Source organism: Sphingopyxis indica (assembly GCF_032879645.1).
In the GTDB taxonomy this organism is placed as follows: Bacteria; Pseudomonadota; Alphaproteobacteria; order Sphingomonadales; family Sphingomonadaceae; genus Sphingopyxis; species Sphingopyxis indica.
This window is the reverse complement of sequence record NZ_CP076394.1, coordinates 1846559-1873411: the sequence shown is the minus strand read 5'-3', so window position 1 is coordinate 1873411 and position 26853 is coordinate 1846559. Positions and strand designations below refer to the sequence as shown.

The 26853-nt window shown below is 64.7% G+C and carries 24 protein-coding genes, 1 tRNA gene and 1 pseudogene; 14 read left to right on the top strand and 12 right to left on the bottom strand.

Going from position 1 to position 26853, the window contains the following annotated elements; all coding sequences use genetic code 11:
- The first annotated feature begins 137 nt into the window (after positions 1–137).
- The gene (locus KNJ79_RS08820) at positions 138–785 is read left to right on the top strand and encodes a TetR/AcrR family transcriptional regulator (protein WP_317153623.1); all 648 of its coding nucleotides are present in this window, start codon (positions 138–140) and stop codon (positions 783–785) included.
- A 91-nt stretch (positions 786–876) separates the two neighbouring features.
- Here the strand turns inward: KNJ79_RS08820 and KNJ79_RS08815 are convergent, their stop codons facing one another.
- From KNJ79_RS08815 to KNJ79_RS08800, 4 genes are all read right to left on the bottom strand, one after another.
- Positions 877–2487: an FMN-binding glutamate synthase family protein gene (locus KNJ79_RS08815; RefSeq protein ID WP_394357161.1), complete on the bottom strand. Its 1611-nt coding sequence runs from the start codon at positions 2485–2487 to the stop codon at positions 877–879.
- Positions 2488–2931: 444 nt separating this feature from the next.
- The gene (locus tag KNJ79_RS08810) at positions 2932–4380 is read right to left on the bottom strand and encodes an efflux transporter outer membrane subunit (protein ID WP_317153622.1); all 1449 of its coding nucleotides are present in this window, start codon (positions 4378–4380) and stop codon (positions 2932–2934) included.
- Between the two features lie 4 nt (positions 4381–4384).
- The gene (locus KNJ79_RS08805; protein WP_317153621.1) at positions 4385–5911 is read right to left on the bottom strand and encodes a DHA2 family efflux MFS transporter permease subunit; all 1527 of its coding nucleotides are present in this window, start codon (positions 5909–5911) and stop codon (positions 4385–4387) included.
- The gene (locus KNJ79_RS08800; RefSeq protein WP_317153620.1) at positions 5908–7020 is read right to left on the bottom strand and encodes an HlyD family secretion protein; all 1113 of its coding nucleotides are present in this window, start codon (positions 7018–7020) and stop codon (positions 5908–5910) included. Before KNJ79_RS08800 ends, KNJ79_RS08805 begins: the two co-directional genes overlap by 4 nt.
- 156 nt (positions 7021–7176) lie before the next feature.
- Between KNJ79_RS08800 and KNJ79_RS08795 the strand changes: the two genes are divergently transcribed.
- Complete coding sequence (locus KNJ79_RS08795; RefSeq protein ID WP_317153619.1) at positions 7177–8154, top strand: LysR family transcriptional regulator; 978 nt, start codon at positions 7177–7179, stop codon at positions 8152–8154.
- 180 nt (positions 8155–8334) lie between these two features.
- Here the strand turns inward: KNJ79_RS08795 and KNJ79_RS08790 are convergent, their stop codons facing one another.
- The gene (locus KNJ79_RS08790) at positions 8335–8604 is read right to left on the bottom strand and encodes a hypothetical protein (protein ID WP_317153618.1); all 270 of its coding nucleotides are present in this window, start codon (positions 8602–8604) and stop codon (positions 8335–8337) included.
- Positions 8605–8677: 73 nt separating this feature from the next.
- Between KNJ79_RS08790 and KNJ79_RS22505 the strand changes: the two are divergent.
- Positions 8678–9420, top strand: a pseudogene (locus KNJ79_RS22505) (IS5 family transposase); the annotation flags it as partial.
- On the opposite strand, the gene KNJ79_RS08775 reads toward KNJ79_RS22505, so the two are convergent.
- Positions 9307–10002 carry a TetR/AcrR family transcriptional regulator gene (locus tag KNJ79_RS08775; protein ID WP_317153890.1) on the bottom strand — a complete coding sequence of 232 codons (696 nt, stop codon included), beginning with the start codon at positions 10000–10002 and terminating at the stop codon, positions 9307–9309. The pseudogene KNJ79_RS22505 and the gene KNJ79_RS08775 sit on opposite strands and share 114 nt — an antisense overlap.
- Before the next feature lie 740 nt (positions 10003–10742).
- Here KNJ79_RS08775 and KNJ79_RS08770 point away from each other — a divergent pair.
- A complete protein-coding gene (locus KNJ79_RS08770; RefSeq protein ID WP_317153616.1) occupies positions 10743–10979 on the top strand; it encodes a helix-turn-helix domain-containing protein in 237 nt (78 codons plus the stop codon).
- Between the two features lie 7 nt (positions 10980–10986).
- On the opposite strand, the gene KNJ79_RS08765 is transcribed toward KNJ79_RS08770, so the two are convergent.
- Positions 10987–11070, bottom strand: a tRNA-Leu gene (locus KNJ79_RS08765).
- A 417-nt stretch (positions 11071–11487) separates the two neighbouring features.
- Positions 11488–12939 (bottom strand): coniferyl aldehyde dehydrogenase, encoded by a 1452-nt coding sequence (locus KNJ79_RS08760; protein ID WP_317153615.1) that lies wholly within the window; start codon positions 12937–12939, stop codon positions 11488–11490.
- Between the two features lie 155 nt (positions 12940–13094).
- On the opposite strand from KNJ79_RS08760, the gene KNJ79_RS08755 reads away from it, so the two are divergent.
- Together KNJ79_RS08755 and KNJ79_RS08750 are read left to right on the top strand one after the other, a co-directional pair.
- Complete coding sequence (locus KNJ79_RS08755) at positions 13095–14282, top strand: acetyl-CoA C-acyltransferase (protein ID WP_317153614.1); 1188 nt, start codon at positions 13095–13097, stop codon at positions 14280–14282.
- A 150-nt stretch (positions 14283–14432) separates the two neighbouring features.
- On the top strand, positions 14433–14894 hold the full coding sequence (locus tag KNJ79_RS08750) for an RcnB family protein (protein WP_317153613.1): 462 nt from the start codon (positions 14433–14435) through the stop codon (positions 14892–14894).
- Positions 14895–14954: 60 nt separating this feature from the next.
- On the opposite strand, the gene KNJ79_RS08745 is transcribed toward KNJ79_RS08750, so the two are convergent.
- Entirely contained in the window at positions 14955–15452 is a 498-nt protein-coding gene (locus KNJ79_RS08745; RefSeq protein WP_317153612.1) for an SH3 domain-containing protein, read from the bottom strand.
- A 414-nt stretch (positions 15453–15866) separates the two neighbouring features.
- On the opposite strand from KNJ79_RS08745, the gene KNJ79_RS08740 reads away from it, so the two are divergent.
- The gene (locus KNJ79_RS08740) at positions 15867–16865 is read left to right on the top strand and encodes a 2-hydroxyacid dehydrogenase (RefSeq protein WP_089214376.1); all 999 of its coding nucleotides are present in this window, start codon (positions 15867–15869) and stop codon (positions 16863–16865) included.
- Position 16866: 1 nt separating this feature from the next.
- On the top strand, positions 16867–17283 hold the full coding sequence (locus KNJ79_RS08735; RefSeq protein ID WP_317153611.1) for a hypothetical protein: 417 nt from the start codon (positions 16867–16869) through the stop codon (positions 17281–17283).
- Between the two features lie 4 nt (positions 17284–17287).
- On the opposite strand, the gene KNJ79_RS08730 is transcribed toward KNJ79_RS08735, so the two are convergent.
- The 3 genes from KNJ79_RS08730 to KNJ79_RS08720 all read right to left on the bottom strand — a co-directional run bounded on the left by KNJ79_RS08730 (position 17288) and on the right by KNJ79_RS08720 (position 20883).
- Positions 17288–18691 carry an NAD(P)H-dependent flavin oxidoreductase gene (locus KNJ79_RS08730; RefSeq protein WP_089214374.1) on the bottom strand — a complete coding sequence of 468 codons (1404 nt, stop codon included), beginning with the start codon at positions 18689–18691 and terminating at the stop codon, positions 17288–17290.
- An 84-nt stretch (positions 18692–18775) separates the two neighbouring features.
- On the bottom strand, positions 18776–19957 hold the full coding sequence (locus KNJ79_RS08725; RefSeq protein ID WP_317153610.1) for a glycosyltransferase: 1182 nt from the start codon (positions 19955–19957) through the stop codon (positions 18776–18778).
- Positions 19954–20883, bottom strand: a complete 930-nt coding sequence (locus KNJ79_RS08720) for an alpha/beta fold hydrolase (RefSeq protein WP_089214373.1) — start codon at positions 20881–20883, stop codon at positions 19954–19956. Before KNJ79_RS08720 ends, KNJ79_RS08725 begins: the two co-directional genes overlap by 4 nt.
- A 162-nt stretch (positions 20884–21045) precedes the next feature.
- Between KNJ79_RS08720 and astD the strand changes: the two genes are divergently transcribed.
- The 6 genes from astD (at position 21046) to KNJ79_RS08690 (ending at position 26849) form a co-directional block, all read left to right on the top strand.
- The gene (gene astD / locus KNJ79_RS08715) at positions 21046–22497 is read left to right on the top strand and encodes a succinylglutamate-semialdehyde dehydrogenase (RefSeq protein ID WP_317153609.1); all 1452 of its coding nucleotides are present in this window, start codon (positions 21046–21048) and stop codon (positions 22495–22497) included.
- A 187-nt stretch (positions 22498–22684) separates the two neighbouring features.
- On the top strand, positions 22685–23491 hold the full coding sequence (cobA, locus tag KNJ79_RS08710) for a uroporphyrinogen-III C-methyltransferase (RefSeq protein WP_317153608.1): 807 nt from the start codon (positions 22685–22687) through the stop codon (positions 23489–23491).
- Positions 23479–23775 (top strand): DUF2849 domain-containing protein, encoded by a 297-nt coding sequence (locus KNJ79_RS08705; RefSeq protein ID WP_089214371.1) that lies wholly within the window; start codon positions 23479–23481, stop codon positions 23773–23775. Before cobA ends, KNJ79_RS08705 begins: the two co-directional genes overlap by 13 nt.
- Before the next feature lie 117 nt (positions 23776–23892).
- A complete protein-coding gene (locus KNJ79_RS08700) occupies positions 23893–25527 on the top strand; it encodes a nitrite/sulfite reductase (protein WP_317153607.1) in 1635 nt (544 codons plus the stop codon).
- Positions 25520–25948, top strand: a complete 429-nt coding sequence (locus tag KNJ79_RS08695; protein WP_089214369.1) for a DUF934 domain-containing protein — start codon at positions 25520–25522, stop codon at positions 25946–25948. Before KNJ79_RS08700 ends, KNJ79_RS08695 begins: the two co-directional genes overlap by 8 nt.
- Complete coding sequence (locus tag KNJ79_RS08690; RefSeq protein WP_317153606.1) at positions 25941–26849, top strand: phosphoadenylyl-sulfate reductase; 909 nt, start codon at positions 25941–25943, stop codon at positions 26847–26849. The genes KNJ79_RS08695 and KNJ79_RS08690 overlap by 8 nt, the downstream gene beginning before the upstream one ends.
- Positions 26850–26853 lie beyond the last annotated feature (4 nt).

The window sequence follows — 26853 nt, the reverse complement described above, 5'->3', positions numbered from 1 at the left end:
GCTGGCCCTCGTTCTGACTCCCTTTCCGCGCGCGTACCGATGAGATTGGGGGAATCCGGTGCTCTTCCAGGCACCCCAGACAGCGCTATGGAAATGCTCGGCCGCGGGCCGGCAGTATGCGGAATCGGCGAATAGTGATGGGTCGTCCGCGAGAATTTGATTGCGATGAAGCGCTCGATATCATCACCCGGCAATTCTGGGAACGAGGGTATGAGGGCACCAGCTTCGCTGATATTGAAACAGCTGTCGGCTTTTCGAAGCCTAGTCTTTACAGGGCCTTCGGGAACAAGGAGCAGCTGTTCCAGCGTGCCGTGGACCACTTTGCCCGGCACTACCTCGGTTTTGTTTCCCAAGCATTGCAAGCGCGGACGGCACACGAGTCGGTCAGACAGCTGGTCCGGGGCGTCATAGGCGCGGTCACAGGTTCCGATACACCGCCGGGCTCCCTCATCGTCCTGGAATTAGGAGGATGCGCCTGCGAAAGAGAGGCCATCCGTATCAACCTCGAGCAATGGCGAGATGAATTCGAGCAGATGCTCGTTGAGCGCCTGGTCCGCGCGCGAGATGAAGGCGAGCTTCCCGAGGAAACCGACTGCGCCGCCCTTTCGCGTTATCTGGCCACCTTTTGCGACGGCATAGCGCTACGCGCAAAATCCGGAACGAAGCGGCCTGACCTGATCGCGATGATGGAATTTGCGCTCGCTGCCATCCCGGTACCCGGTCCCGGGCGATCGAAGAGAGGCGGCAAGAAAACGAGCGACGCGCCCCATACCGACCGCGACTGACAGCCATGACTTGATTGTCGGCGTCCTGAAATGCTCGCTGCGATGCGGCCTGTGCCCCCTCCTCGAAATTCCCGTTTTCCACGATCGCTGATCAGGCCGGCACGCGTCGCGCTGGCAGGGGCACAGGAGTCAATTCTGTAAACGCGAGACCATCGAAGCTATCGGCACGGGCCTGATCCCAGGTCTGACGGTAGAAGCCATCCTCGCACGCGCCATTGATCAACGCACCCGGGCTCAGAAACGTATGGATCTGGGCAAACTGGCGAATTTCCGTCAGACTGACGCGCCGCACAAGATGGCGTGGCCGCAATTCGGAAGGATGGCTGAGACCAGCGGCCGCGAGCATGTCGGCCAGCGCGGAAAGGGTCCTGGCATGGAAGCGCCTGACGCGCTCCGCCTTGTCGGGCACGACGAGGGCGCGCTGGCGCAGACGGTCCTGCGTGGCGACACCCGTCGGGCAGCGATTGGTGTTGCATGAGAGCGATTGCACGCATCCCAGCGCGAACATGAAGCCGCGCGCGGCATTGACCCAGTCCGCTCCGATCGCCAGCACGCTCGCAATGTCGAATGCGCTCACGATCCGTCCCGCGGCGCCGATCCTGATCCGCTCGCGGATGCCGGCGCCTGTCAGGACGTTGTGTACGAACAGCAATCCTTCACGCATCGGCACGCCCAGATGATCGCTGAATTCCACCGGCGCGGCCCCGGTCCCACCCTCCGCGCCGTCGACGACGATGAAATCGGGATGGATGCCGGTTTCCAGCATCGCCTTGACCATCCCCATGAACTCCCAGGGGTGGCCGATGCACAGCTTGAAGCCGATGGGCTTGCCGCCCGACAATGCGCGCAGCCGGGCGATGAACGTCATGAGTTCGAGCGGTGTCGAGAACGCGCTGTGACGGGCAGGCGAAATGCAGTCCTGTCCGATCGCCACGCCGCGTGTCGCGGCGATCTCGGGCGTCACCTTGGCCGCCGGCAGGACGCCGCCATGGCCGGGCTTGGCGCCCTGGCTGAGCTTGATCTCGATCATCTTGACCTGATCTTCCGCTGCCTGGGCGGCGAAGCGATCCGAGTCGAAATTCCCGTCTGCGTCGCGACAGCCGAAATAGCCGCTTGCGACTTCCCAGACGATGTCGCCGCCCTCCTCGCGGTGGTAGGAGCTGATGCTGCCTTCGCCGGTGTCGTGATAGAAGCCCCCCATCCGGGCTCCGCGGTTGAGCGCGCGGATCGCATTGGCCGACAGCGATCCGAAGCTCATGGCGGAGATGTTGAAGATCGACGCGGAATAGGGCCTGACGCATTGATCGCCCCCAATCGTGATCCGGAAGGCGGCGGGATCGGCGACTGGCGCGGGCCGCGTCGAATGACTGATGAACTCGTAGCCGTCGCGGTAGACGTCGAGCAGCGTTCCAAACGCCTGATCACCCGGCTCCCCCTTGGCACGCCGATAGACGAGGGAGCGCTGCGAGCGCGAGAATGGCGCGGCTTCCTCGTCGGCCTCGAACAGATATTGCCGCAGTTCGGGCCGGATCAGCTCGACGAACCAGCGGACATGCCCGATGACCGGATAATTGCGCTGGATCGAGTGCAAGGGCTGCAGAAGGTCGCGGATACCCAGCAGGACCAGCAATATGACGACCGATGCGGGAAGCCAGAACCAGGGATCACGGAACGCCAAGGAAACGAGAAGCACCGCAGCCATGGCACAGATGGCGAAAGCGGTGAATCTGCTGATATGCATACGCATTCTACCTCGATGGAATAACCGGCGGAGAGACGCCTTGCATCGCTCCGGATGATGGAGAAGATGCGCCTGGCACGGGCACACAGCTGGCGCTTTCGCGGTCTCGCACCGGATCGCATGGCGCTCGACCTTTCCGTGCGGATGGTGAAGCCTGGGAAGGTCGCACAGGGAATGCCGAAGCCTTTCTCAGGAACACTGATCGCGATCTGCCGGAGTTCGTCACAGAGGTGCTCGCCAGCCGCGGCGGTAGCGATCTGGGTGGTGGCGTCCAGCGCCGCAGGGGTCGCTGCCTTGGGTTTGAAAATAAGTCGATGTCTTCTCCCGCGCGCAATCTCGCCGGATGGATGATCGATCTGCCTCTTTGCCGCACGCTGTCTCTTCACATCTGGTGTTTCGCTCCCCTCAGGACGGCGTCTGCGTCCATCCTCCCGCAGTCGCGACATAAAGCCTGGCGACATTGAGATACTGGCGGGTACGCGCGTCGACGAGATCGGCGCTGGCGCGCTGGTAGAGCCGCTCGGAATCGAGAACCTGCAGGACGCCGCTGTTGCCGACCTCGAAGCTGCGGCGGGACAGCCCGAGCGACCGCCGTGCGACTGCGACCGCGTCGCGTTGCATGTCGAGCGACCGGGCATCGGTCTGGAGCGCGGACAGCAGATTGGCGACCTGCTCGAAGGCGGAGAGCACGGTCTGCTGGTAGCTGGCGTTGGCCGCATGGGCGCGGTCGATCGCCGCAGCGCGCTCCGCCTTGAGTCTGCCGCCGTGGAAGATGGGGGCGGTAAGCCCGGCGAAGACGTCGTAGCCGCGGAACGCATTCTTGATCAGGCTGTCGACCGCCGGCGCACCCTGGGTCAGCGTCGCGCCGAGAGTGATGTCGGGATAGAGGCGAGCCGTCGCCACGCCGATCGCGGCGGTTGCGGCATGCAGCTCCGCCTCGGCCTGGAGAATGTCCGGGCGACGATGGACGAGCTCCGAGGGCAGCGCCACCGGCACGCTTGCTGGGAGAGCGAAGCGTTCGAGATCGAAGTCGGTGGCGCCGAGTTCGGAGGGCGCCACGCCGACGAGTGTCGCCAGCAGATGCCTTGCCTCGGCGAGCTGCTGCTCGAGCGGCGGCAGCGCCCCGCGATCGGCGGTATATTGGCTCTGCGCGTTGAACACCTCGACCAGCGTGCCCTCGCCGCCCTGCTGCCGTGTGCGGGTGAGATCGAGGTTGCGTTCGTCGTCGGCGAGAATCGCTTGCGCCGTGGCGATCCGGGCACGGATCGCGGCAATCGCAAGCACCTGATTGACCACCTGCCCGGCAAGCGTGAGGTGGGCGGCTTCGGTCTGGCGCAGTTGCGCCTCGGCACGGGCGGCGCTTTCCTCCGCCTGCCGGCGGATGCCCCCGAACAGGTCGAGATCGTAGCTGATGCCGCCGCCGACCGAGTAGAGATGGAACTCGGGATTGCCGTTCAGCCCGAGCGCTGGAGAAGGAGAGAAGCCGAAGGCCGAAAGATTTACCTGCTCCTGCTCGATGCGGACATTGGCATCGACCTGCGGCAGGCGGCCTCCCGCGACCGCGCGCCATTCCGCGCGCGCAGCCGCGAGCGCGGCATTGCTCGCCGCCAGACTATGGTTGTGCGCAATCGCGCTGTCGACCAACGCATCGAGTTCGGGCGAGCCGAACGCTTCCCACCAGCGTTGCGTGGGGCCCGCTCCGGCGATCGCAACCGGCTGACCGGTGGATGGCAACACCTGTTCGTCGGGCGGCTGATAGGTGCCGATAGCGGGCGCTTGTGGCCGCTGGAAGTCGGGTCCGACGGCGCAGCCGGCCAGCGTTGTCGCGGTGAGGAGGAGAGCAAGGAAACGCATGGGGTCAGTCCATATGCAGCGCGAGTTCGTCACCTGCGGCGCGGCGCGGCTTGCGCATGAACAGCAGCATCGGGATGGCGGCGACGGTGAGGATGAACAGGAACCAGAAACCGTCGACATAGGCGACCATCGAGGCCTGACGGGTGATCTCGGCATTCATCCGCGCCACCTGGAACGGCACGGCGAAGTCGAAGCCGGGCGACGTCTGCGCCAACACGGGATTGTCGGGCCGCACCGCCTCGACCAGCCGGGAATGGACGACCGCCGTGTTGCGGACGGTCATCGCCTGCAGCACCGAGATGCCGACCGCCGAACCGATGTTGCGGATGAGCGTGAACATCGCCGCGCCCTCGTTCCGATACTTCGGGTCGAGCGTGCCGAAAGCCATCGTCGAAAGCGGAACGAAGATGAGGCCCGTTCCCAGCCCCTGGACGAATCCGGAAGTAGCTACCAGCGACTCGTCCATTCCGAGCGAGAAGCCCGCCATTCGATAGGCGGACCAGGCGCTGAGGAGGAAACCAATGAGGACCAGCAGACGCGGGTCGAAGCGGTTGGTCAAGCGGCCGGCCATGCTCATCGCGACGAGCGAGCCCAGCCCCCTTGGCGCCGTCACCAGGCCGGTGAGGACGACCGGATAGCCCATCAAGCTCTCGAGCAAGGGCGGGAGCAGGGAGAGCACCGAGAAGATCAGCACGCCCATGAAGAAACCCATGATCGAGCTCAGCGTGAAATTGCGGTCTGCAAACAGCGCAAGGTCTACGAAGGGCCTTCTCGCGGTCAGGGTATGGATCACGAAGAGACAGGCGAACAGCAGCGCACCGGCCCCTTCGATGCAGATCTCGAGGCTCGAGAACCAGTCCTTCGTCTGACCGCGGTCGAGCATGAGCTGCAGCGAGCCGATAGCCAGCCCCAGCATCGCAAAGCCGAACAGATCGAGCTTCACCGCCGCGGATGCTTTCGTCTCGGACAGGAACGCGGACAGGCCGAGAAAGGCGAGAACCCCGACCGGCAGGTTGATGAAGAATACCCAGCGCCAGGTGAGATTGTCGGTGAGCCAGCCACCCAGCGCCGGTCCGGCAATGGGACCGAGGACTGCCCCCATCGTCCAGATCGACATGGCCGGTCCATGCCGCTCGGGTGGATTGATATCGAGCAGGATAGCCTGGCTCATCGGGACCAATGCCGCCCCGAATATACCTTGCAGCAGGCGGAATCCGACAAGCTCGTCGAGATTGGTAGCGATGCCGCACAAGCCCGACGCGAGGGTGAACCCGACGATCGAGCAGAGCATCAGGCGCTTGCGCCCGAAGCGTCCCGCCAGCCAGCCGGTAAGCGGCGTGAAGATGGCGGCCGCGACGATATAGGAAGTCAGAACCCAGGTGATCTCGTCGGCCGAGGCGGAGACGCTGCCCTGGATGTGCGGCAGGGCGACATTGGCGATGGTGCCATCGAGCGTGTTCATCATCGTCGCCGCCATCGCCGAGAAAGTGATGAGCCGCCGCACGCCCGGCTCGGGATAGGCGTCGGTCATTTTGTTGTCCGCGCTGGCGCTGCGGTTTCGCCTCCGAACAAGTGGCGGCGGTGCCCCGTATCGACCGTCACCTCGACGCTCAGCCCGGCATGCAGGGGGACATCGGCCGGAATAGCGTCGATCTCGAACTCGACCGGCAGGCGCTGCACCACCTTCACCCAATTGCCGGTGGCGTTCTCCGGCGGCAGCAGCGAAAAGCTGTTCCCCGTGCCGGGGCTGAAGCTAGCGACCCTGCCGGTGAGATGGAGGCTCGGGAAGGCGTCGACCTTGAAGCTTGCCGGTTGGCCGATCCGCATGTGATCGAGCTGGTTCTCCTTGAAATTCGCCTCGACCCAGATGTGCGTCGCCGCCAGGCTGAACACCGGCTTCGAGGCCGAAACATAGTTGCCGACCTGGAGCTGGTTCACCTTGGTGACGACGCCGTCCTGGGGAGCCCGGATCACCGTGTAACCGAGATTGAGCCGCGCCCGGTCGAGCGCGGCGCGCGCGCTCTTCACCAGCGGCTGTTGGTCGATCGGGCCGTCGACTTTGCCGGAGAGGTTGGCCTCGATGCCGGCATTGTGCTCTCGCGCCGTCGTGATGGCCTGCCCTGCGGTTCGCTGCGCCAAAATGGCCTGATCATACTGGTTTTGCGAGGAAATTCCTTCACCGAGCAGCGCCTTCTGGCGAGCGGCCTCCCGCGAAGCGTAGGTGAGCTGGTCCCGCGCCGCGCCCAATTCCGACCGGCCTTGCCTGTAGTTCGCGCGCAGCGCGTCGACCTGCGTCCGCGCATTGGCGAGCGCGGCTTCGGCTTCGTCCACCGCCGTCTGGTAAGGAGCGGGATCGATCCGGAACAGCACCTGGCCTGCGCGGACATGCTGGTTGTCATGGACTTCGACCGCGATCGCCTGTCCGCTGACTCTTGCGGCGATCGACACCAGCCCCGATTGGAACGAGGCATTGTCGGTCGTCTCGTAGCGCCCGCCACGCAAATAAAAGAATAGCCCCGCGGCCAGCGCGAGGACAATGGCAGCGATCAGCAGTGGCCCGCGCCATTTCTCCCGGGCTGACGGTGCATTTTCCTCACGCATCGGCAACGACGCACCCGTCAGGAGATCGGGATCCTCCATGACGATATCGTCAGGGCTGCCCGCGTCATTCTCCAAAACCATCTCGCACTTTCGATATTCGGACGTCCGCGCGGCATGCGGAGCGATCGCTCCGAAATATCGCAGGTGCAACATAAGTCGAGTGACGATTGGGGGGATATGATATGCACATCATTCATGACCAGCCTCGACCTCAACCTTCTCCGCATCTTCGACGCCCTCATGCAGCACCGCAGCGTCACGCGCGCTGCAGACCATCTCGGATTGACCCAATCGGCGGTCAGCCATGCGCTCGCGCGTCTGCGTACGGCTTTGAACGACGTGCTGTTCGTTCGTTCGCAAAGCGGGCTGCAGCCGACCGCGCGCGCGGAAGAAATGGCGGCCGATGTCCGAAGGGGGCTCCTTCACTTCCGCAACGCGCTATCTCCCACCGCCTTTGAACCGGCGACGGCAGAACGGCACTTCACTGTCGGGGCGGGCGCCTATTTTTGCACGCTGATCATTCCCGTTCTGGTCGAGCAACTCAGGCTGGAGGCGCCCGGTGTGTCCTTGCGGCTTGTCCCCCTTGGCGAAACGCTCGTCCAAGAGCTCGACCATGGGGAGATCGATCTGGCGCTCGGCACCTCCATCGAAGCACCGAGCCGCATCGTCGTCGAACCGCTCTACCAGGAGAAGATGGTCTGGATCGCGTCGTCCAGCAATCCGCTTTTGCGGGAACGTGTCCCTCTGAATCGGATCGACGACGCAAAACGGATCATCGTCGTACCCACGAGACCGTTCGAAATCGCGAGCAAGCCGGACGAGGACGCGCCGGCATCGCCGGGCGAGTTCGAGCGGAGAGCGCCCGCTTCCAGTCGCAATCGTATCACCGTCTATGAATCGCAGACTGCCGTCGCGCTCGTTGCGCGAACCGATCTCATCGCGCTGGTACCGGAAAAGGTTGCAGCTTTGGCCATTGCCGAGAACCGCGCCATGATCCTCGACTGGATCAGCGAGGACCTGTCCTACCAGATGGTGATGATCTGGCACGCCAGACAACGTGCGGACGATGGATTGGGATGGCTTCGCGCGCGAGTTCGGGATGCCATCGATAAGAGTAAGCGAGATGGAAAATCGCGCGGAGAAATACGATTGTCCAAGCCTATGCGGCGGTGAGAGTGAACAATCATTCCATAGCTCCGTCAGGATGGAGTTCGCGCCTTGCGCTGAATGTTCCACCAGTATGCACGATTTGGGGATGGCAGGCGCTCGAACGACCGCCAACGCGTGGGGTTCGGCGAGCTTGCACCGGAGCGGTCGCGCTCAGCCTGGTTTCGCTAGGCGGCGTGGACAAATTCAGCGAAGCGTTTCTACGCTCACCAGCTTGAGGTCGCCGTCGAAGGGCTCGACGTATGCGCAGATGTTGTCCGAGAACTCGTCCATCAGATTGAGCCCTTCGGGGTCATAATCGTTTTCGGCGACCAACCTCAGCTTGCCGTCCACAAAGGTGCAACTGACGTTGTGTTCATGCGGATAGTGAAGCTGAAACGCTTCGGTGATGTCGCGCGCCGCTTCGTCTCCCGCTGCTGGGGGAACATCATGGCATTCCAAAGTGATGCGATACATGTGTCGATGCTCCGGGTCTTGCGAACCTATCGGGAAACAGGGCTGACGGGGAAGCCGAAATGATTGACGAGGTGTGCGAGGATTGATTCAAGGCTGCTTTTTGGAGGCAGGCTTGAACCGGGGCGATCTCACTGAAGCAGAATGGCGCGTTCTGAAGGGCCTGTTGCCCATCGAGCCTGAGAACCGTGGTCGCGGCAGGCCGCCCGAGCAGAATCGCTCAATCGTCAACGGCATCCTCTGGCGGCTCCGGTGTGGCGCTCCGTGGCGCGATGTGCCGCCCAAATATGGTAGTTGGAACACGATTTATCGGCGGTTCCGGCGATGGAGTGAAGCCGGGGTCTGGGAGACCGTTGCGGTGACGCTGGCCGAGATCATGGCAGACAGCGGCCACTACAGCATCGACAGCACCACGGTCCGCGCCCACGTCTCGGCAGCGGGCGGAAAAGGGGGACTCATCGACGCGCTCTTGGCCGCTCGCGGGGCGGGTTCACCAGTAAGCTTCACTGCCTGGCTGATGCCCTTGGTCGACCGCTCGCCTTCCATCTGACGGTCGGCGAGGCGGCAGATTGCAAAGCCTATGATGCCCTGATCGGACTGCCCGAGCGCGCCCCGGATGCCCTGCTTGCCGACAAGGGCTACGATGCCGATGCCATCCGCTCTGACCTTGCCAAACGGAAGATCGAGGCCGTCATTCCTGGGCGATCAAACCGCCGCGTGAAAATCGAGCACGACCGCACACTCTACAAGCAGCGCAACCGCATCGAGCGTATGTTCGGCCACCTCAAGATCAACCGCGCCATCGCCACGCGCTATGACCAGCTTGCCAACAGCTTCCTCGGAATGGTCCATCTCGCCACCGCCAGATACTGGCTCAAATTTGTCCACGCCGCCTAGGCCCAGTGCGCGCATCATCACGCAGGCGGTGCTGTCGCTCGTCGCGTCGATGTCGATGCTCGGCGAGATGGCCGAGCGATGGCCGAGGCCAATGAAGCAGGCCATCATGATATCGACATAGGCATCCAGCTCCGCAGGCGAGACATCCGGCCGCGCCTGTGCAGCCAGGCGCCGCACACCGTCACGGTAGAAGCCGGTCAGCGTCTCGAGCCGCTCCGCGACGGATCGGTTCCGGCAGGCTTCGGCCAGAATCTCATAGGACAAGCCAGCGTCGGAATTTTCCAGCGAGGTTCTGGCGATCGCCTTGATCGCTTCGAACATCGAAAGCTCGCCGCGCTCCACTGCTTCGAAAATCTCGTGCATCTCCGCCACACGGGCGCGAACATTCTCTTCGACGATCGCCACAACGATATCGTCCTTCGCGGCGAATAGCCGGTAGATCTGGCCGACGCTGACCGACGCCGCGGTCGCGAGCTTGTCCGTCGTCGTTCCATGGAAACCCATGGCTCCGAACAATGTGCGGGCGGCGTTGATGATCCTTTCCCGTGGCGCCTCTCCGTTCGCATATTTTCTTGAAACCTGACTCATTTCCGCTCCTTCGCACCCTCCATTCTTCCGTCTCAACCTGTTTGACAATCCTGCCTCGTTGCGCTCCAGTCCATGCTTATATGGCCCGTGAACGAAGGGAAAGCACTAGGCGGGATCGGAGCGCTTGACGATCTCGACGCCGAACGGCCGGAGGATCTTACGAACGGTGGCTTGGATGGCCGGGCCCTGGTAGCCGCCATCGACGTAGAGCTTGAACAGGTGGGGATAGGGCCGAATAGGCTCGCCATGAGCAAGGGGCCGTCGTCCGTGTCCTGCAAATCCGCAGAATGCGTCGGCGCCCGAAGCAGCAGGCCCTCCGTATCGACTGAGATGCGCCGCCGCATCCCCGAGGCATTGGCGTTGAGAGATTAGGCGACAGACGCGGGCTGGGTCAACCGGCATGGTTTCGGCGAGCCCTCTCATCGATGGGATTACGGACGGTGCAACGCCAGCGCGGACGTCGAACAATGACCTCTCGCCGCTCAGCGATTTGGGGCCGGGTTCTTGCCATAAGGACGCTTTTGGACACACACAGGCTATCTTTGGCGCAATCGGCACTTCAGTGCCCTGGGCGTTTTCGAGGGTTGTCCGATCGGATACGGTTAGCTGGTCACGATAGGCGGGCCGTGGCTGAAGCGTAGTCGGACGAGGCCCAGGTGACAGACTTTCAACCAGCGAATGGTCCAGTGTACCTCAACAACAAAGAGGCAGCCGCCTTCCTGAGGCTATCACCAAGAACCCTTGAAAAGCAGCGCGTCGTGGGTGGGGGACCACCTTTCAAGAAATTTGGCCGTAGAGTGCTCTACGATCAGCACGATCTACAGGAATGGGCAAATAAACGAACATTTGATAGCACAAGTGACTTCAAGACTACGAAATATGATCTAAGATAGATGGATATGGTGCGGGCGGTCGGACTCGAACCGACATGGACTTCTCCGGTGGATTTTGAATCCACTGCGTCTACCATTTCGCCACGCCCGCGACGTGGACTTCAATTACTTTATAGATCTGTCGAAGATCATTCTCCAGATCCATGAACCCGCCGAGCGTTCGTTGCGGCAAAGCCTTCACTCGCTCGACCCTACGCTACGCATTCGCCTGGCTCGCTGGAAGGGCGTTTTGCTCGTCTCTCAGACGGAGCGAGCCCCGAGGTACGATCGAGTTCGCCATAGCTAGATTTCTACCGGCTCCTATGTGGCTCCTAGCACGAAACCAGACGATTTTTAGGTCCGGCAGTTACCCCATTTAAGAGACTGAAAACTAAACAAAACTCCTTTCACCGTGTAGAACGAACGCGCCGTCGCAACACGGCTTTTTGAGTCGAGCGCGTCTACCAATTTCACCACAGGGGCCCGTGGACGGGCGCCCCGATAAGCCGGGACGCCGCCGTTTGCCAAGTTATTTCTTGAGTTCTTTCGCCAGCGTCTTCGCCGTCGCCTTGCCATAGGGCGGCTTGAAGCCCGCGAGCCCCGCAACATCGAGCTTCGGCTGGCGATAGACGGCGCGCGCGTGGCTGAAGGTGCGGAAGCCGTCGATCCCGTGATAATTGCCCATCCCCGACGGCCCGATGCCGCCGAAAGGCAGATCCTCCATCGCATTGTGGAAGAGCACGTCGTTGACCGTCACGCCGCCCGAGATCGTGCGCGTCAGCACCCGCTCCTCCTCGCTCTTGTTCTGGCCGAAATAATAGAGGCCGAGCGGACGATCATGCGCGTTCACATAGTCGATTGCGTCGTCGATCGTCTTGTAGGTCTTGACCGGCAGAACGGGACCGAAAATCTCCTCCTGCATCACTTTCATGTCGTCGGTCGGGTTGCGAACGATGTGGAGCGGCATCTTGTGGCCGTTCGAACTCGCGAAATCCTCTTGCCCCGGGTTGACCTCGATCACCTCGGCACCCTTGTCGCGCGCATCGGCCAGATAGCCCTGCAAGCGGTCGTAATTACGCGTGTTGACGACCGAGGTGTAATCGTCGTTGGCGAGCAGCGTCGGATAGAGCGACGCCGCCCCCTTGCTCACGCTCTCGATCACCTCCTCTTCCTGATCCGCGGCGACGAGCAGATAGTCGGGCGCGAGGCAGATCTGGCCCGCGTTCATCAGCTTGCCCATCGCGACGCGCTGCCCCGCGAGCGCCTTGTCGGCGCTGCGCCCGATGAAGGTCGGCGACTTGCCGCCGAGTTCGAGCGTCACCGGCACCAGATTATCGGCGGCGGCGCGCATGATATGCCTGCCGACGCTCGTCGCGCCGGTGAAGATCAGATGGTCGAAGGCGAGCTTCGAAAAGGCGATCCCGACCTCGGGGCCGCCGGTAAACACCGCCATCTCGCTCTCGTCGAAATAGTCGGCGACGAGCCGCGCCATCAGCGCTGACACATTCTCCGTAAACTCGCTGGGCTTGATCATCGCGCGATTGCCCGCAGCGAGGATGCCCGCCATCGGCACGAAGACCATGCCTACGGGGAAGTTCCACGGGGCAACGACGCCGACGACGCCTTTCGGCTGATAGACGACCTCGGCCTTCGCGCCGAGCAGACCGAGCGGGAAAGTCGGCTTCCTTTTCTCGCCCTTCGCCCAGCTCGCCATATGCTTCTTCGCATGTTTGAGCGCGCTGACCGAGGGCAGGATGTCGGTCATCAGCGTCTGGTCGCGGCTGCGATGCCCGAAATCCTCGCTCACTGCCTTCGCGAAATCCTCGGCATGATCGACGAGCATCGCGATCGCGCGGTCGATGCGATCGGTTCGCACCGCGAGGCTTTCGGGCATGGCGGCGGTGAAGCTCGCGCGCTGGGCGCGGAGCACCGCGTCCATCCGCTGCGTTTCGTCTGCAATATCGACCGCGACCGTTGCCATGGCTCTTCCCCTCATCTGCTTCGCATGTTTGACCATGGGCCGCGGCACGTTGCAAGATGAAACCCGCCCTCCCATCTTGCCCCTCCCCCTTTCGCGGTTGCAGCATTTCCGCTAATCGGGCCGCCGAACTGTCTTTCCCTACGGAGTCTCGTCCCATGACCGCCACCGATCCCGTCGTTTTCCTTTCCTATGCCCGCACCCCGATGGGCGGTATGCAGGGCGCCTTGTCGGATGCGAGCGCGACCGATCTCGGCGCCACCGCGGTCAAGGCGGCGGTCGAGCGCGCGGGCGTTGCCGGCGACGATATCGAGCGCATCTATATGGGCTGCGTGCTTCCCGCAGGGCTCGGCCAGGCGCCGGCGCGGCAGGCGGCGATCAAGGCCGGCCTGCCCAAGTCGGTGCAGGCGACGACCGTGAACAAGGTCTGCGGATCGGGGATGCAGACCGTCATCATGGGCGCCGAGGCGCTCGCCGCGGGCAGCATCGACCTCGCCGTCGCGGGCGGCATGGAGTCGATGACCAACGCGCCCTATCTGCTCAAGAAGCATCGCTCGGGCGCGCGCATCGGCCACGACACCGCCTATGACCATATGTTCCTCGACGGGCTGGAGGATGCTTATGACGCCGGCCGCGCGATGGGGACGTTCGCGCAGGACACCGCCGATGCCTATCAGCTCAGCCGCCAGGCGCAGGACGATTATGCGATCGAATCGCTGCGCCGCGCGCAGGCCGCGATCGCCGACGGCGCCTTTGCCGCCGAAATCACCCCGGTCACGCTGACCACCCGCAAGGGCGAGGTCGTAGTCGATACCGACGAACAGCCAGGCAAGGGCAATCCCGACAAGATCCCGACGCTGCGCCCCGCTTTTGCCAAGGATGGCACGATCACCGCCGCGACCAGCTCGTCGATCTCCGACGGCGCCGCCGCCGTCGTGCTGACCCGCCAGTCGGTCGCCGAAAAGAAGGGCGCAAAGCCGGTGGCAAAGCTCGTCGCGCACGCCGCGCACGCGCAGGAACCCAAGGACTTCACCGTCGCCCCGATCGGCGCGATCAACAAGGTGCTGGCAAAGGCCGGTTGGTCGATCGGCGACGTCGACCTGTTCGAGGTCAACGAAGCCTTTGCCTGCGTCGCAATGTTCGCGATGCACGACCTCGGCATCCCGCACGACAGGATCAACGTCAACGGCGGCGCGACCGCGCTCGGCCATCCGATCGGCGCGAGCGGCACGCGCATCATCGCGACGCTGATCGCGGCGCTGCAGAACCGCGGCAAGAAGCGTGGCATCGCCAGCCTGTGCATCGGCGGCGGCGAAGCGACCGCGGTGGCGATCGAGCTGGTCTGACGAACCGTCGACGCTCAACCGCGACATTTTGCGACACTAATGTCCTGAAACTAAACGCGGCATTCCGGACCGGTTCAAGCGCGCTCGCCTAATCCTTCTCCTGTCATCGGGCAGATCCCCTCCCCCTGACGGCAAGACAAGGAATGGCACATGAAGAGCAAATTTCTCACCGCCGGCCTGATCGCCGCCATGATGATCCCGGCGGCGGCCTCGGCCGCGACCTCGCCCGGCGAACTGCGCCGCGACCGGCAGGACATTCGTCAGGAAAAACGCGACGTCCGGCAGGCAGTTCGCTATGGCGACCGGCGCGACGTCCGCGAAGAACATCGCGAATTGCGCGGCGCGCGTCAGGAATATCGCGAAGACGCGCGCGACTGGCGCCGCGACCGCCGCTACGCCAATTGGCACGCGCCGTTCCGCTATCGCAGCTTCGCGGTCGGAACCCGGCTGGGCACGCGCTATTATGCGCCCGCCTATCGCCTGGCCTATGACGCACGCTGGCACCTTCCGCGCGCGGGCGCCGGGCTGACCTATGTTCGCCACTATAACGACCTGCTGCTCGTCAACCTGCGCAGCGGTGCGGTTGTACGCATGCATCGCGGTTTCTTCTGATCCGCAGAGGACTCGAAACAGAGCAAAGGCCGGGCGGACAAGCGCCCGGCCCTCGTCAAATCAGTCGCCCCAGATATGGCCGGTTTCGATCCAGCCCTTGCGGCCGCCGACGTTGAAGCGGCACCAGCCGTCCTTGCAGTCGGTGATCCGGCCGACGACGCCGGGTTCGGCGCGATAGGCGACCGCGGCGCCGGGCGTCGGCGATTCGCGCATCGGGCGGATTTCGCCGGTGACGATCGCGGTGCGCGTGCGGCTGAGCAGGCGCGCCGCCATCCACCCCTGCGCGCCGTCGGGATCCTCGACCTTGCGCCACAGATCGTGGCGCGCGATCACTTTCACGGGCAGATCCTTGCGCCGATATTCCCACAAAACCGGCACGTCCATCGACGGCCCCTTCCGCATCCGCGCGCGATCGACGCTGATCGACGCCCAATAGGGCAATTGCACCTCGTCCGATGCCTGTGCCGCCGCCGGCGCATAGCGCGCGACCGCCACGACGATGCCCGGACCGATAGCGGCGACGGCCACAATGACAGCGAGCAAATGGCGGATTTTCATGCCACCGCCTTGTCAAAATCCGCGCGCCTTTTCAACCGGTCGCAGCAGTGCGGCGGCCGATCGTCCACAGGCTTGTCGCGACTTGGGGTCAGGACCTGTTAATTGCATGTTCGAGGCGTCGAAATGGCGAAGATATCGCCTCCGCGCGGGCGCAGCGGGTAGTGGTTCTGCCCGCAAGACCGCGCGGAGGCGAGATCGAAGCCATTTCGGCGTCCCTTCGGGATTTGGCCGATCCCCGCCTTCGCGGGGACAGGCTTTGTCCATTGCTTCGTTGGCAAGCCTTGAAATATCGACATATTCCTACGCCTTGCCTCCTCGCACCGAACAAAATCGCTTCAAACCTCGAACGTGCAATTAACAGGTCCTCACCCCGGCCTCTTGACCCCCCGCGCGGCGCGCGCTCTATCGGCGGCCATGCCCGACTCTCCTCGCCCGAAACGCCCGCGCGTCATCGTCACCCGCCAGCTGATGCCCCATGTCGAAGGCCGCATGGCCGAATTGTTCGACGCGGTGCTGTCGGCGCACGACCACGCCTTCTCGACCGAAGAACTCAAGACAGCGGTGCGCGACTGCGACGTCCTCGTCCCCACGGTGACCGACCGGATCGACGCGGAGATCATCGAAGCGGCGGGCGACCGGCTCAAACTGATCGCCAATTTCGGCGCCGGGGTCGATCATATCGACCTCGCTGCGGCACGGGAGAAGGGGATCATGGTCGCGAACACCCCCGGCGTCTTTACCGAGGATACGGCCGACATGACGATGGCGCTGATCCTCAGCGTCCCGCGCCGCTTGGCCGAGGGTGAGAAGCTGATGCGATCGGGGAATTGGCAGGGCTGGGCGCCGAGCGCGATGCTCGGCCACCGCGTCGGCGGAAAATTGCTTGGCATCGTCGGCATGGGGCGCATCGGCCTCGCGGTCGCGCGGCGCGCGCGCGCCTTTGGCCTGTCGATCCACTATCACAACAGAAAGCGCCTGCCCGAAGCGATCGAGGAGGAACTCGGCGCGAGCTATCATGCGAGCCTCGACACGCTGCTCAGGATCAGCGACGTGGTGACGATCCACTGCCCGCACACCAGCGAAACGCACGAGATGGTGAATGCCAGGCGCATCGCGGCGATGAAGCCGAGCGCCTATCTGATCAACACCGCGCGCGGCGAGATCGTCGATGAAAAGGCGCTGATCGCGGCGCTGAAAGCCAGGCGCATCGCGGGCGCGGGCCTCGACGTTTATGCGCGCGAGCCCGACGTCGACCCCGATTTGCTCGCCCTCGACAATGCCGTGCTGCTCCCCCACCTCGCCTCGGCGACGATCGAGGGACGCGAGGCATCGGGCGAAAAGGTCATCGCCAACATCCGCGCCTGGGCCGACGGCCACCGCCCGCCCGACCAGGTGCTGGAGGGGTGGGTCTGACGTGCGTGCGTTCAAAACCATTGTTGCGCTTGCCGCCAGTGCAGCTTTCGTCTCGGCGGCTCCACCCGAACAACCGCCCGGGCGAGGCGTCCTTTGCCTTGGAACATTCGTCTATTTTGCCGAAAAGACCGGCAAAATGTGCCGAGCTGGGCTGGATGCCGATTTTCAGGCGCGCCTTGCGATCCTGAGCGACAAGTTCGACGCCTACATCATTCGCAATACCAGCGGCACTCCGGACACGCTTTCAAAGTTCAAGGCAAGCCAGAACCTCGACAGCGAAGATCGTTCCTATATCTGTGAAGGCGACGCCGCCATGATGTACGATCACTTCAGGGCAATGCCCGCCGCCGATCTCGACAAAGCCGTCGACGAGCTGCTTGCCCGCGACGGCCCGCCCAGCTTCGGCGACTGCGTGTAACCGATCAATCCCCCGTCAGAATCCGGTCGACCAGCTCCTTCACCGTCGGCGTGAAATTGTTCGAATAAAAGGGATCGGTCTTGAAGTTGAACGCGGCGTGGCCCGCGAACATCAGATTCTGTTCGACGTCGCCGCCGTGCGCGATGTCCTGCAGCGTTTTCTGGATGCAGAAGCTGCGCGGGTCGGCGAGGTAGCCGGTCGAATAATCGTCATGGTCCTTCCACGCCGAAAAGCCGCAGTGCGACAGGCAGCCCATGCAGTCGGCCTGGTCCTTGCGGATCATGTCGCGGTCGCTTTCGGTGACGAAGACCACCGTATTGTCGGGGGTCTTGAGCGCTTCGGTATAGCCTTCGGCGAACCAGTCGCGCGCGCGGTCGCGGTCGTGCGGCGTGACCCAGAAATTCCTGCCCTTCACCCCGACGTCGAGCTGGACGACATGGTCGCCGGCTTCCTGTTTCGAATAGGGAATCTGGCGCTCCGACCGCGCTTCGAGGTCGCGCAGGAAGGGGTTGCGCACCGCGCTCGAGTAAAAGCCCGTCGGCGAAAAACGGTGGAGCAGCACATCGCCTTCGTCGAGCGTGCGCAGCCGGTCCTTCCAGTCCTGCGGAATCGGGCTTTCCCGCGTCAGCAGCGGGCGCGTGCCATATTGAAAGGCGATCTGGCCGAGCTCCGGATTGTCGATCCAGTCTTCCCAGTCGCGCAGATACCAGACGCCGCCCGCCATCACGATCGGCACCTCGTCGGCGATGCCTTCGGCGCGCATCGTGTCGCGCAGCGCCTTGACGCGCGGATAGGGATCTTCGGGCTTCAACGGGTCCTCGGCATTCGACAGGCCATTGTGTCCGCCCGCGAGCCACGGGTCTTCATAGACCACCGCCGCCATCAGATGCGCGACCTTGTGATAGGCGCGCTTCCACAGCGCGCGGAAAGCGCGCGCCGACGAGATGATCGGCAGATAATGGACATTGTGGCGCGCCGCGATCTCGCTGAGCTTGTAGGGCATGCCCGCGCCGCAGGTGACGCCGGTGACGAGACCCTTGGCGCGTTCGAGCACGCCTTCGAGAACCTGCTGCGCGCCGCCCATTTCCCACAGGACATTGATGTTGATCGCGCCCTTGCCGCCGGCGATGTCGTGCGCACGCCTGACCTGCTCGACCGCGCCGTCGATCGCATAGGCGACCAGTTCCTGATGCCGCTCCTTGCGCGTGAGCGCGCGATAGATTTGCGGGATGATCTTGCCTTCGGCGTCATAGCTGTCGGCGTTGACCGCCGAAACGGTGCCGATCCCGCCCGCAGCGGCCCATGCGCCGCTCGACGCGTGGTTGGTCGCCGACACGCCCTTCCCGCCCTCGACGAGCGGCCACACTTCACGGCCGCCGTAAACGATGGGCTTCAAACCTTTGAACACTGTAAACCTCTTTCTCTCCGCCGGCGCGCAGCACGCTGCCGGTCCCCGATTTCCGTTTCCGTAAGCGGAAGACGGCGCCCCTTGTCAATCAATCCCTGTCCGGTGCCCGCTGAACGGGCTGTAACCTTCCAAGGATAAACTATAGAGATTTTCGTAGGCCGCGACCATGATTGATTCGTCGAAGCGTTGGGCGGCAACGCGCCGATTATCGGCGCCGACCGCGCACCGCAGCGCCCGGTCTTCGGCCATGCGCGCCAGCGCGGCGCGAAACCCGGCCTCGGCGGCCGCAACGAAGGGCCGGTTGGCCTTTGACACCATAGCCGCGACGTCGCCGACATTCGGGCTGACCACGGGGAGTCCCGCCGCCATCGCCTCGATCACCGCGATCGGCGCCTGCTCGCTGCGCGACGACAGGGCGAGCAGGTCGAAATGCCCGATCCAGCGCGCCGGCTCGGCCATGAAGCCGGGCAGAACGAGGCGATCGGCGATGCCACACGCCGCGGCCTCGGTGCGGATCGCATCGCGCTCCGGCCCCTCGCCGACGATCACCAGCCGGACATTGGCGGGCAGCGCCGCGACCGCGCGCACGAGGCGCGGCAGATCCTTGACCTTGCGCAAGCCCGCTACCGTGCCGATCACCACCTCGCCCTCGCGGCGCCGAAAGCCGGGGATCGCAATGCTCGGCGGGGCAGCATAGGCGGCAACGTCGATGCCGTTGCGGATCAGGCGGGTGCGCTTTCCGGCGCCCCATTCGCGGGCGGCGATGCGCTGGAGCACCGTCGATGGCACCACGACCGCCGCAGCCGTCGGCAGCGCGGCGCGGCGGAACAGGCTCCGCTTCCAGTCGCGCCGGACACTCTCATCCTCGTTGAAGCCGTCCTCATGGTGGATCAGATCGGGCATGGCGCCCGGCCAACGCGATCCATGGATACGGCGCGCCATCACCCCGTCCATCGCGCCCCAATTATAGCTCAGCACCAGATCGAAGTCGCAGAAATAGCGCGCCAGGTCGCGATAGCGAGCAAGCGAGGGCTTGCCGTGCAGTTCCGGTGCGTCGGAGGGAAAATCGACGGTGATCGCGGGATCAATCGCCGCGCGCGCGCCGAGCGCTCCCGGCACGGCGGACAGGATCGTGTGACGCGCCCGATCGCCCATCAGGTTCATCAGGCGAACCGCGCGCGCCTCCTTGCCGCCGAGCGAAAAGCTCGAATGAAGATGGAGTATCCGGATCGGCCAGCGAGACCGGGCTTCGTTGCGAGCGCTCACGCGGCCGGAAGCTCCGCCATCCAGGCGTCGATCGCCGCGCGCGCCTCGGCCTCGTCCAGCGTCGGCGCATGGCCGACCCCCGGCACCTCGACGAGCCGCGCGTTCGGAAGCGCGTCGGCCATTTTTCGCGCCGCGCCCGCCGCCAATATGTCGGAGAGCGCGCCGCGCAGGATCAGCACCGGCACGTCGCCGAGCGCGCGATAGGCGGGCCAGAGGTCGATCCCCTGCTCGTCGCCGGCGAGCCGCAGCGGCGCCGCGATCTGCTTGTCGTAGTCGGTGACGATGCGCCCCTCTGGGGTCAGCCGGTGTGTGCGCTTGGTCAGCCGCAGCCAGTCGTGGATACCGTAACCCGGATAGATGGCGCCGTTGAGTTCGGCAAAGGCGCGCGCCGCGTGCACCCAGGTCGGCTGGCTGCCGCCCGCACCGATATAGTCGCGGATGCGCTCGAGCCCGGCCTTTTCGAGTTCGGGTCCGACGTCGTTGAGCACCGCGCCGGCCAGCCGCCCCGCCATGCTCGCCGCCATCAGCATCGACACGAGACCGCCGAGCGAGGTGCCGATGGTGGCGAAGCGGTCGATCCCCAGTTCGTCGAGGAGCGGCACGACGTCCTGCACATAGGTGAGCGGCACATAGGTCATCGGGTCCTTCGCAAAGGCGCTTTCGCCGCGCCCGCGAAACTCGATCACGATCGTCCTGCGATGCCGGGCGACGTGCGGCGCCAAATCCTCGAAATCGCGGACATTGCGCGCGAGGCCGGGCATACAGAGAATGGGCGGCGCCGCGGCGGCCTCCTCCGGCCCGTCATAGACGCGCGCGTGCAGCCGAACGCCATCGGCCGACCACCAATAATGGTCGCTCCAGTCGCGGCTGATCTCGTCCTTGACCGAAATGGGCCATCCCCCTTTTTTCGCCTGTCTTGCGCGCATCTATCGCCAACCCCGGCGCGCGGCGCAAGCAGTCCTTCGCAGCGCCGTCAGACGGTTGCCGCGCCCGCCTTTCGTCGATAAGAGCCCCGGGATGCTCCAGCCAGCGACAGATGCCCGTGTCCCGCCGATCGGCGCATTTCCGTGTGGCGGACGGTTGCGGCGATGAGCGAAGAATTGATCTCCTACGAACCGGCGACCGGTGCCGAATTGTGGCGCGGCCGCATCAGCGACGTCGACGCCGAAGTCGCCGCCGCGCGGCAAGCGTGGCCCGGCTGGGCCGCGAAGCCGCTGGCCTATCGCGCCGAAACGCTGCGGCGCTTTGCCGATCGCGTGAAGGCGGATGCCGAAAGCTTCGCCGACCTGATCGCGCGCGAAACGGGCAAGCCGCTGTGGGAAGCGCGCACCGAGGTCGAATCGGTAGCGGCCAAGGTCGATATTTCGGTAAAGGCCTATGCCGAGCGGACGCCGAACCGCCGCATCGAGGGCGCGATGGGCCTGCGCCACGCTGTGCGCCACAAGCCGCACGGCGCGCTCGCGGTGCTCGGCCCGTATAATTTCCCCGCGCACCTGCCGAACGGCCACATCGTCCCGGCACTGCTCGCGGGCAATTCGGTCATTTTCAAGCCATCGGAAAAGACCCCCGCGGTCGGCGCGAAGCTCGCCCAGCTATTCCATAGTGCGGGTGTTCCCGAAGAGGTGCTGCGGCTCGTCATCGGCGGCCCCGACCAGGGCAAGGCGCTCGCGGGGCATGACGGCATCGACGGCCTGCTCTTCACCGGGTCGGCGCGCACCGGCGTCGCGCTCAACCGCCAGTTCGCCGACCGCCCGGGCAAGATCCTCGCGCTCGAAATGGGCGGTAACAATCCCATCGTCGTCTGGGACACGCCCGACATTCGTACCGCCGCGATGCTCGTCGTCCAGTCGGCCTTTCTGAGCGCGGGGCAGCGCTGCACCAATGCGCGGCGCCTGATCGTCCGGCAAACGGTGGCCGAAGCGCTGATCGACGAGGTGCGCAACCTGACGAACCGCCTGATCGTCGACCATCCGCACGCCGACCCCGCACCCTATATGGGGCCGGTGATCGACAATGAGGCGGCCGACGGCCTCACCGAAAGTTTCCTGATTCTGATGTCGAACGGCGGCCAGGTGATCCGCCACATGACGCGGCCGATCGCCGACCGCCCCTTCCTGACCCCCGGCATCATCGACGTGACGGCGATGCCCGAACGCCCCGACATCGAACTGTTCGGGCCGCTGCTCCAGCTCGTCCGCGTCGAGAGCTTCGAGGCGGCGATCGCCGAGGCGAACAACACCGCTTTCGGCCTGTCTGCGGCGCTGATCGGCGGCACGCCCCAGCTCTACGACCAGTTCTGGGCCAATGCGCGCGCCGGCGTGGTCAACTGGAACCGCCCGACCAACGGCGCCTCATCGGCGGCGCCCTTCGGCGGCATTGGCCTGTCGGGCAACCACCGCCCGAGCGCCTTTTACGCCGCCGACTATTGCGCCTATCCGGTCGCCAGCTCCGAAAGCGACGCGCTGCGCGCCTCGATCGGGGTCGGGCTGCGCGAGAGCGACGACGACGCGCCGAAGCTCGTGCGCAAGGGCTTTCTATAGCGCTCCGTCATTGCGAGCGGCGAAGCCGCGCGGCAATCCAGAGCTTCGCGAGGCCGCCCTGGATTGCTTCGCTCCGCTCGCAATGACGAGAGGAGATGGGTCGTTCGCCTATCCCCCCAAATTTACCTTCACCCCATCCAAAAAAGGCTGCTTTGCGTTTCCTTCGCCGCCGAACCATTTTGGCGCCATGACAAAAGCCCCTGCCCCTCTCCCGTCCGCGGGCAAGCTGTGGCTCGTCGGCGCCGGCCCCGGCGACCCCGACCTGTTGACGCTGCGCGCGGCGCGGCTGATCGAGAGCGCCGACCTGATCGTCCACGACGGCTTGGTCGGCGAAGGCGTGCTCGCGCTGATCCCCGCGCGTGTCGAACGGATCAGCGTTGCCAAGCAGCGCAGCCGCCACACGATGAAGCAGGAGAGCATCAACGACCTGCTCGTTCGCGAAACGCGCGCCGGCAAGCAGGTGGTGCGGCTGAAGGGCGGCGATCCCTTCATTTTCGGCCGCGGCGGCGAAGAGCTCGACGCGGCGCGCGAGGCGGGCATCGCATGCGAAGTCGTCCCCGGCATCACCGCCGCCGCGGGCTGCGCGGCGCAGGCCGGCCTGCCGCTCACGCACCGCGAGGATGCGAGCGCGGTCAGCTTCGTCGCGGGCCAGTGCAAGGATCTGACCGATCAGGACTGGTCGGGGCTCGCGGGCCATGGCCGCACGCTCGTCATCTACATGGGCCTCGCGACCGCCCCCGCCATCGCCGACAAGCTGATCGCCGACGGCGTGTCCCCCGGCCTCCCCGTTGCGGTTGTCGAGCGCGGCACGAGCGCCGATGCGCGCGTGCTGCGCACCTTGCTCGCCGACCTCGGCGACCTCGTCGCGCGCGAAAAGGTGCAGAGCCCCGCGCTGATCATCGTCGGCAAGGTCGCCGCGCGAGCCGACGCGCTCGACTGTCTCGGCGCTCCCGGCGCCTTTTCTTCGATAAGGGATTTTTCATGCGACTTCTGACCGGCAACGATCTGAAGAGCGGCGCGGTCATCTGGTGGACGGGACGCGACTGGTCGCTTCACGTCGAGGATGCCGCCGACGTCGGCGAGGCCGGCGAGGCGATATTGCAGGCGGAGGAAGGCGCGCGCCGCGTCAACACCCCCTATATCATCGACGGCACGCCGACCCCCGGCGGCCCGCGCCCCGCGCATATCAAGGACCGCATCCGCGCGCTCGGCCCGACCGTGCGCCCCGACCTGACATTGAAACCTGCCGACCCCGCTGCCGGCGACTGGGTGATCTGATGGCCGGCCGCCCTTTTCCCGTTCGTGCTGAGGAGCCATTGAGCTTGTCGAAATGGCGTCTCGAAGCATCTCCCAACGTCCTTCGAGGACGAACGGCAGCTTTTGACGAGAACTGACATGTATGAATATGACCGTTACGATCAGGCGATGGTCGACGCCCGCGTCGAGGATTTCCGCGACCAGACCCGCCGCCGCATCGCCGGCGAGCTGACCGAGGACCAGTTCAAGCCGCTCAGGCTCAAGAACGGCCTCTATCTTCAGCTTCACGCCTATATGCTGCGCGTCGCCATCCCCTATGGCACCTTCAATTCGCGCCAGATGCGCAAGCTCGCCGACATCGCGCGCAAATATGATCGCGGCTATGGCCATTTCACGACGCGCCAGAATATCCAGTATAACTGGATTAAGCTGGAGGAAGCGCCCGACCTGCTCGCCGAGCTGGCGACGGTCGAGATGCACGCGATCCAGACGAGCGGCGAGAGCATCCGCAACATCTCCGCCGACCAATATGCCGGCGCCGCCGCCGACGAAATCTGCGACCCGCGCCCATGGGCCGAGCTTTTGCGTCAGGCGACGACCTTCCACCCCGAATTCAGCTATCTGCCGCGCAAGTTCAAGATCGCGGTGATTTCCTCGAAGGAAGACCGTGCGGCGCTGCGCTGGCACGACTGCGCGCTGCGCATCGTCCGCAACGAAGCGGGCGAGGAAGGCTTCGAAGTCTATGCGGGCGGCGGCATGGGGCGCACCCCCTTCATCGCATACAAGATCCGCGACTTCCTGCCTTCGAGCCAGATCTTCTCCTATCTGCAGGCGATCCTGCGCGTGTGGAACATGCACGCGCGACGCGACAATATCCACAAGCAGCGGATGAAGATCCTCGTCCACGACCTTGGCGAAGAGGAATTCCGCCGTCAGGTTGAAGAGCAGTTCGAACATTTCCTGACGCTCGGCACCGACTTTCCGCAGGCCGAATACGACCGCATCGCCGCCTTTTTCGCGCCGCCGCCGTTCGAGACCGGCCTGTCCGACGACATCGACCTTTCGGACCCCGACTTCGCATTGTGGGTCGACCGGCAGGTTATCGCGCACAAGGCGCCGGGCTATGCCATCGCGAACATCAGCCTGAAGCCCGTCGGCGGCATTCCCGGCGATATTTCGGCCGAGCAGATGGAGCGCGTCGCCGACCTTGCCGAACGCTACAGCTTCGACGAGATCCGCGCGACGCACGCGCAGAATCTCGTGCTGCCGCACGTCCGCAAGGCCGATCTCTACGCGATCTGGCAGGCGCTCGACGCCGCGGGGCTCGCCGATGCGAACCTCGATCTCGTCACCGACATCATCGCCTGCCCCGGCCTCGATTATTGCAGCCTCGCCAATGCACGCTCGATCCCGATCGCGCAGAAAATTGCGCAGCGTTTCGCCGACACCGAGCGCCAGCGCGACATCGGCGAGCTGAAGATCAAGATTTCGGGCTGCATCAACGCCTGCGGCCACCACCACGCGGGCCAGATCGGCATCCTCGGCGTCGACCGCAAGGGCACCGAAAACTACCAGCTGCTGCTCGGCGGCTCGGGCGCCGAAGACACGTCGCAGGCCAAGATCACCGGCCCCGGCTTCGACGAGGAAGGCATCGTCGATGCCGTCGAGCGCACGATCGAGCGTTATCGCGAGCTGCGCACCGACGGCGAGCGCTTCCTCGACACCTATCGCCGCGTCGGCATGGACCCCTTCAAGGAGGCTATTTATGGCTGAGGCAGCCCTGCGTTTCCGCAACGACGACCCGGTCGAAGAGCCCGCGGTCACGCTCGACGCTTTTATCGAGCAGACGAGCGCAAGTGCCGTGCGGATCGAGGCGGGCGACGATCCGCGCCGTCTGATCCCGCACCTCGGCCGCGTCAAGCTGGTCGAAGTCGGCTTCCCGCGCTTTCGCGACGGCCGCGGCTTCTCGACCGCGCGCGTGCTGCGTGAGGCGGGCTATGACGGCGAAATCCGCGCCGAGGGCGACATCCTCGTCGACCTCATCTTCTTCATGCGCCGCTGCGGCTTCGACAGCTTCGCCCCGCAGGCGCCGCTGGGTCGCGCCGACGTCGACGCGGCGCTCAGCCGCTACGACTATGTCTATCAGCACGCAGCCGACGGCGCGGTGCCGATCTGGAAGCTGAGGCATGGCTGATTTCAGAAAATCCGTTCGTGCTGAGGAGGGACTGAGCTGGTCGAAGGCCCGTCTCGAAGCACCGCGCGAAGCCCTTCGAGACGCCGTTTCGACAAGCTCAACGGCTCCTCAGGGCGAAGGGCAAGAAGGGCGCGCGGACCGGACCCGCGACCGGATCGACGTCGCGCCGCGCTTCACGCAGGCCGACGTCATCCGCCTCAATAATCTGTTCCGCGGCCAGGACGCAGCCGAGGCGGTCGCGAGCGTGTTCGGCGCGGGGCTGATCGGCGAAACCGCGATCGTGTCGAGTTTCGGCGCCGAAAGCGCGGTGCTGCTCCACCTCGTCACACAGGTCGCGCCCGATATTCCGGTGCTGTTCCTCGAAACGGGCAAGCATTTCCCCGAAACGCTGGCGTATCGCGACGAGCTGACGCAACGGCTCGGCCTCAACCTCGTCAATGTGACGCCCGACCCCGAGGAACTTGCAAAAAAGGACGAGACGGGGCTGCGCTGGTCCTACGACCCCGACGGCTGCTGCGAAATCCGCAAGGTGAAGCCGCTCGAAAAGGCGCTGACCGATTTCGACACCTCGATTACGGGGCGCAAGGGATTCCAGTCGTCGACCCGGCAGGGCCTGCCGCGCTTCGAGCTCGACGGCAACACGGGCCGGCTGAAATTCAACCCGCTCGCCAACTGGACGCGCGACATGCTCGACGCCTATTTCGAAGCGCACGACCTGCCGCGCCATCCGCTCGAAGCCGAGGGTTACCCGTCGATCGGCTGCTCGCCCTGCACCTCGAAGGTCAAGCCCGGCGAAGACCCGCGTGCGGGCCGCTGGCGCGGCTGGGACAAGACCGAATGCGGTATCCACGAGGTGGTGACGCCGCTGGGCGACGACCCGGCGAACGATCCGGCGTTTTAGGCAA

Excerpts from the sequence above, each read along its gene's own strand:
- KNJ79_RS08810 (WP_317153622.1), bottom strand. The coding sequence starts at position 4,380 with ATGCGTTTCCTTGCTCTCCTCCTCACCGCGACAACGCTGGCCGGCTGC.
- KNJ79_RS08805 (WP_317153621.1), bottom strand. The coding sequence starts at position 5,911 with ATGACCGACGCCTATCCCGAGCCGGGCGTGCGGCGGCTCATCACTTTC.
- KNJ79_RS08775 (WP_317153890.1), bottom strand. The coding sequence starts at position 10,002 with ATGGGTTTCCATGGAACGACGACGGACAAGCTCGCGACCGCGGCGTCG.
- KNJ79_RS08700 (WP_317153607.1), top strand. The coding sequence starts at position 23,893 with ATGTATGAATATGACCGTTACGATCAGGCGATGGTCGACGCCCGCGTC.
- KNJ79_RS08750 (WP_317153613.1), top strand. The coding sequence starts at position 14,433 with ATGAAGAGCAAATTTCTCACCGCCGGCCTGATCGCCGCCATGATGATC.
- cobA (WP_317153608.1), top strand. The coding sequence starts at position 22,685 with ATGACAAAAGCCCCTGCCCCTCTCCCGTCCGCGGGCAAGCTGTGGCTC.
- KNJ79_RS08695 (WP_089214369.1), top strand. The coding sequence starts at position 25,520 with ATGGCTGAGGCAGCCCTGCGTTTCCGCAACGACGACCCGGTCGAAGAG.
- KNJ79_RS08820 (WP_317153623.1), top strand. The coding sequence starts at position 138 with ATGGGTCGTCCGCGAGAATTTGATTGCGATGAAGCGCTCGATATCATC.
- KNJ79_RS08745 (WP_317153612.1), bottom strand. The coding sequence starts at position 15,452 with ATGAAAATCCGCCATTTGCTCGCTGTCATTGTGGCCGTCGCCGCTATC.
- KNJ79_RS08755 (WP_317153614.1), top strand. The coding sequence starts at position 13,095 with ATGACCGCCACCGATCCCGTCGTTTTCCTTTCCTATGCCCGCACCCCG.
- KNJ79_RS08760 (WP_317153615.1), bottom strand. The coding sequence starts at position 12,939 with ATGGCAACGGTCGCGGTCGATATTGCAGACGAAACGCAGCGGATGGAC.
- KNJ79_RS08720 (WP_089214373.1), bottom strand. The coding sequence starts at position 20,883 with ATGCGCGCAAGACAGGCGAAAAAAGGGGGATGGCCCATTTCGGTCAAG.
- KNJ79_RS08790 (WP_317153618.1), bottom strand. The coding sequence starts at position 8,604 with ATGTATCGCATCACTTTGGAATGCCATGATGTTCCCCCAGCAGCGGGA.
- astD (WP_317153609.1), top strand. The coding sequence starts at position 21,046 with ATGAGCGAAGAATTGATCTCCTACGAACCGGCGACCGGTGCCGAATTG.
- KNJ79_RS08795 (WP_317153619.1), top strand. The coding sequence starts at position 7,177 with ATGACCAGCCTCGACCTCAACCTTCTCCGCATCTTCGACGCCCTCATG.
- KNJ79_RS08705 (WP_089214371.1), top strand. The coding sequence starts at position 23,479 with ATGCGACTTCTGACCGGCAACGATCTGAAGAGCGGCGCGGTCATCTGG.
- KNJ79_RS08690 (WP_317153606.1), top strand. The coding sequence starts at position 25,941 with ATGGCTGATTTCAGAAAATCCGTTCGTGCTGAGGAGGGACTGAGCTGG.
- KNJ79_RS08815 (WP_394357161.1), bottom strand. The coding sequence starts at position 2,487 with ATGGCTGCGGTGCTTCTCGTTTCCTTGGCGTTCCGTGATCCCTGGTTC.
- KNJ79_RS08800 (WP_317153620.1), bottom strand. The coding sequence starts at position 7,020 with ATGGAGGATCCCGATCTCCTGACGGGTGCGTCGTTGCCGATGCGTGAG.
- KNJ79_RS08740 (WP_089214376.1), top strand. The coding sequence starts at position 15,867 with ATGCCCGACTCTCCTCGCCCGAAACGCCCGCGCGTCATCGTCACCCGC.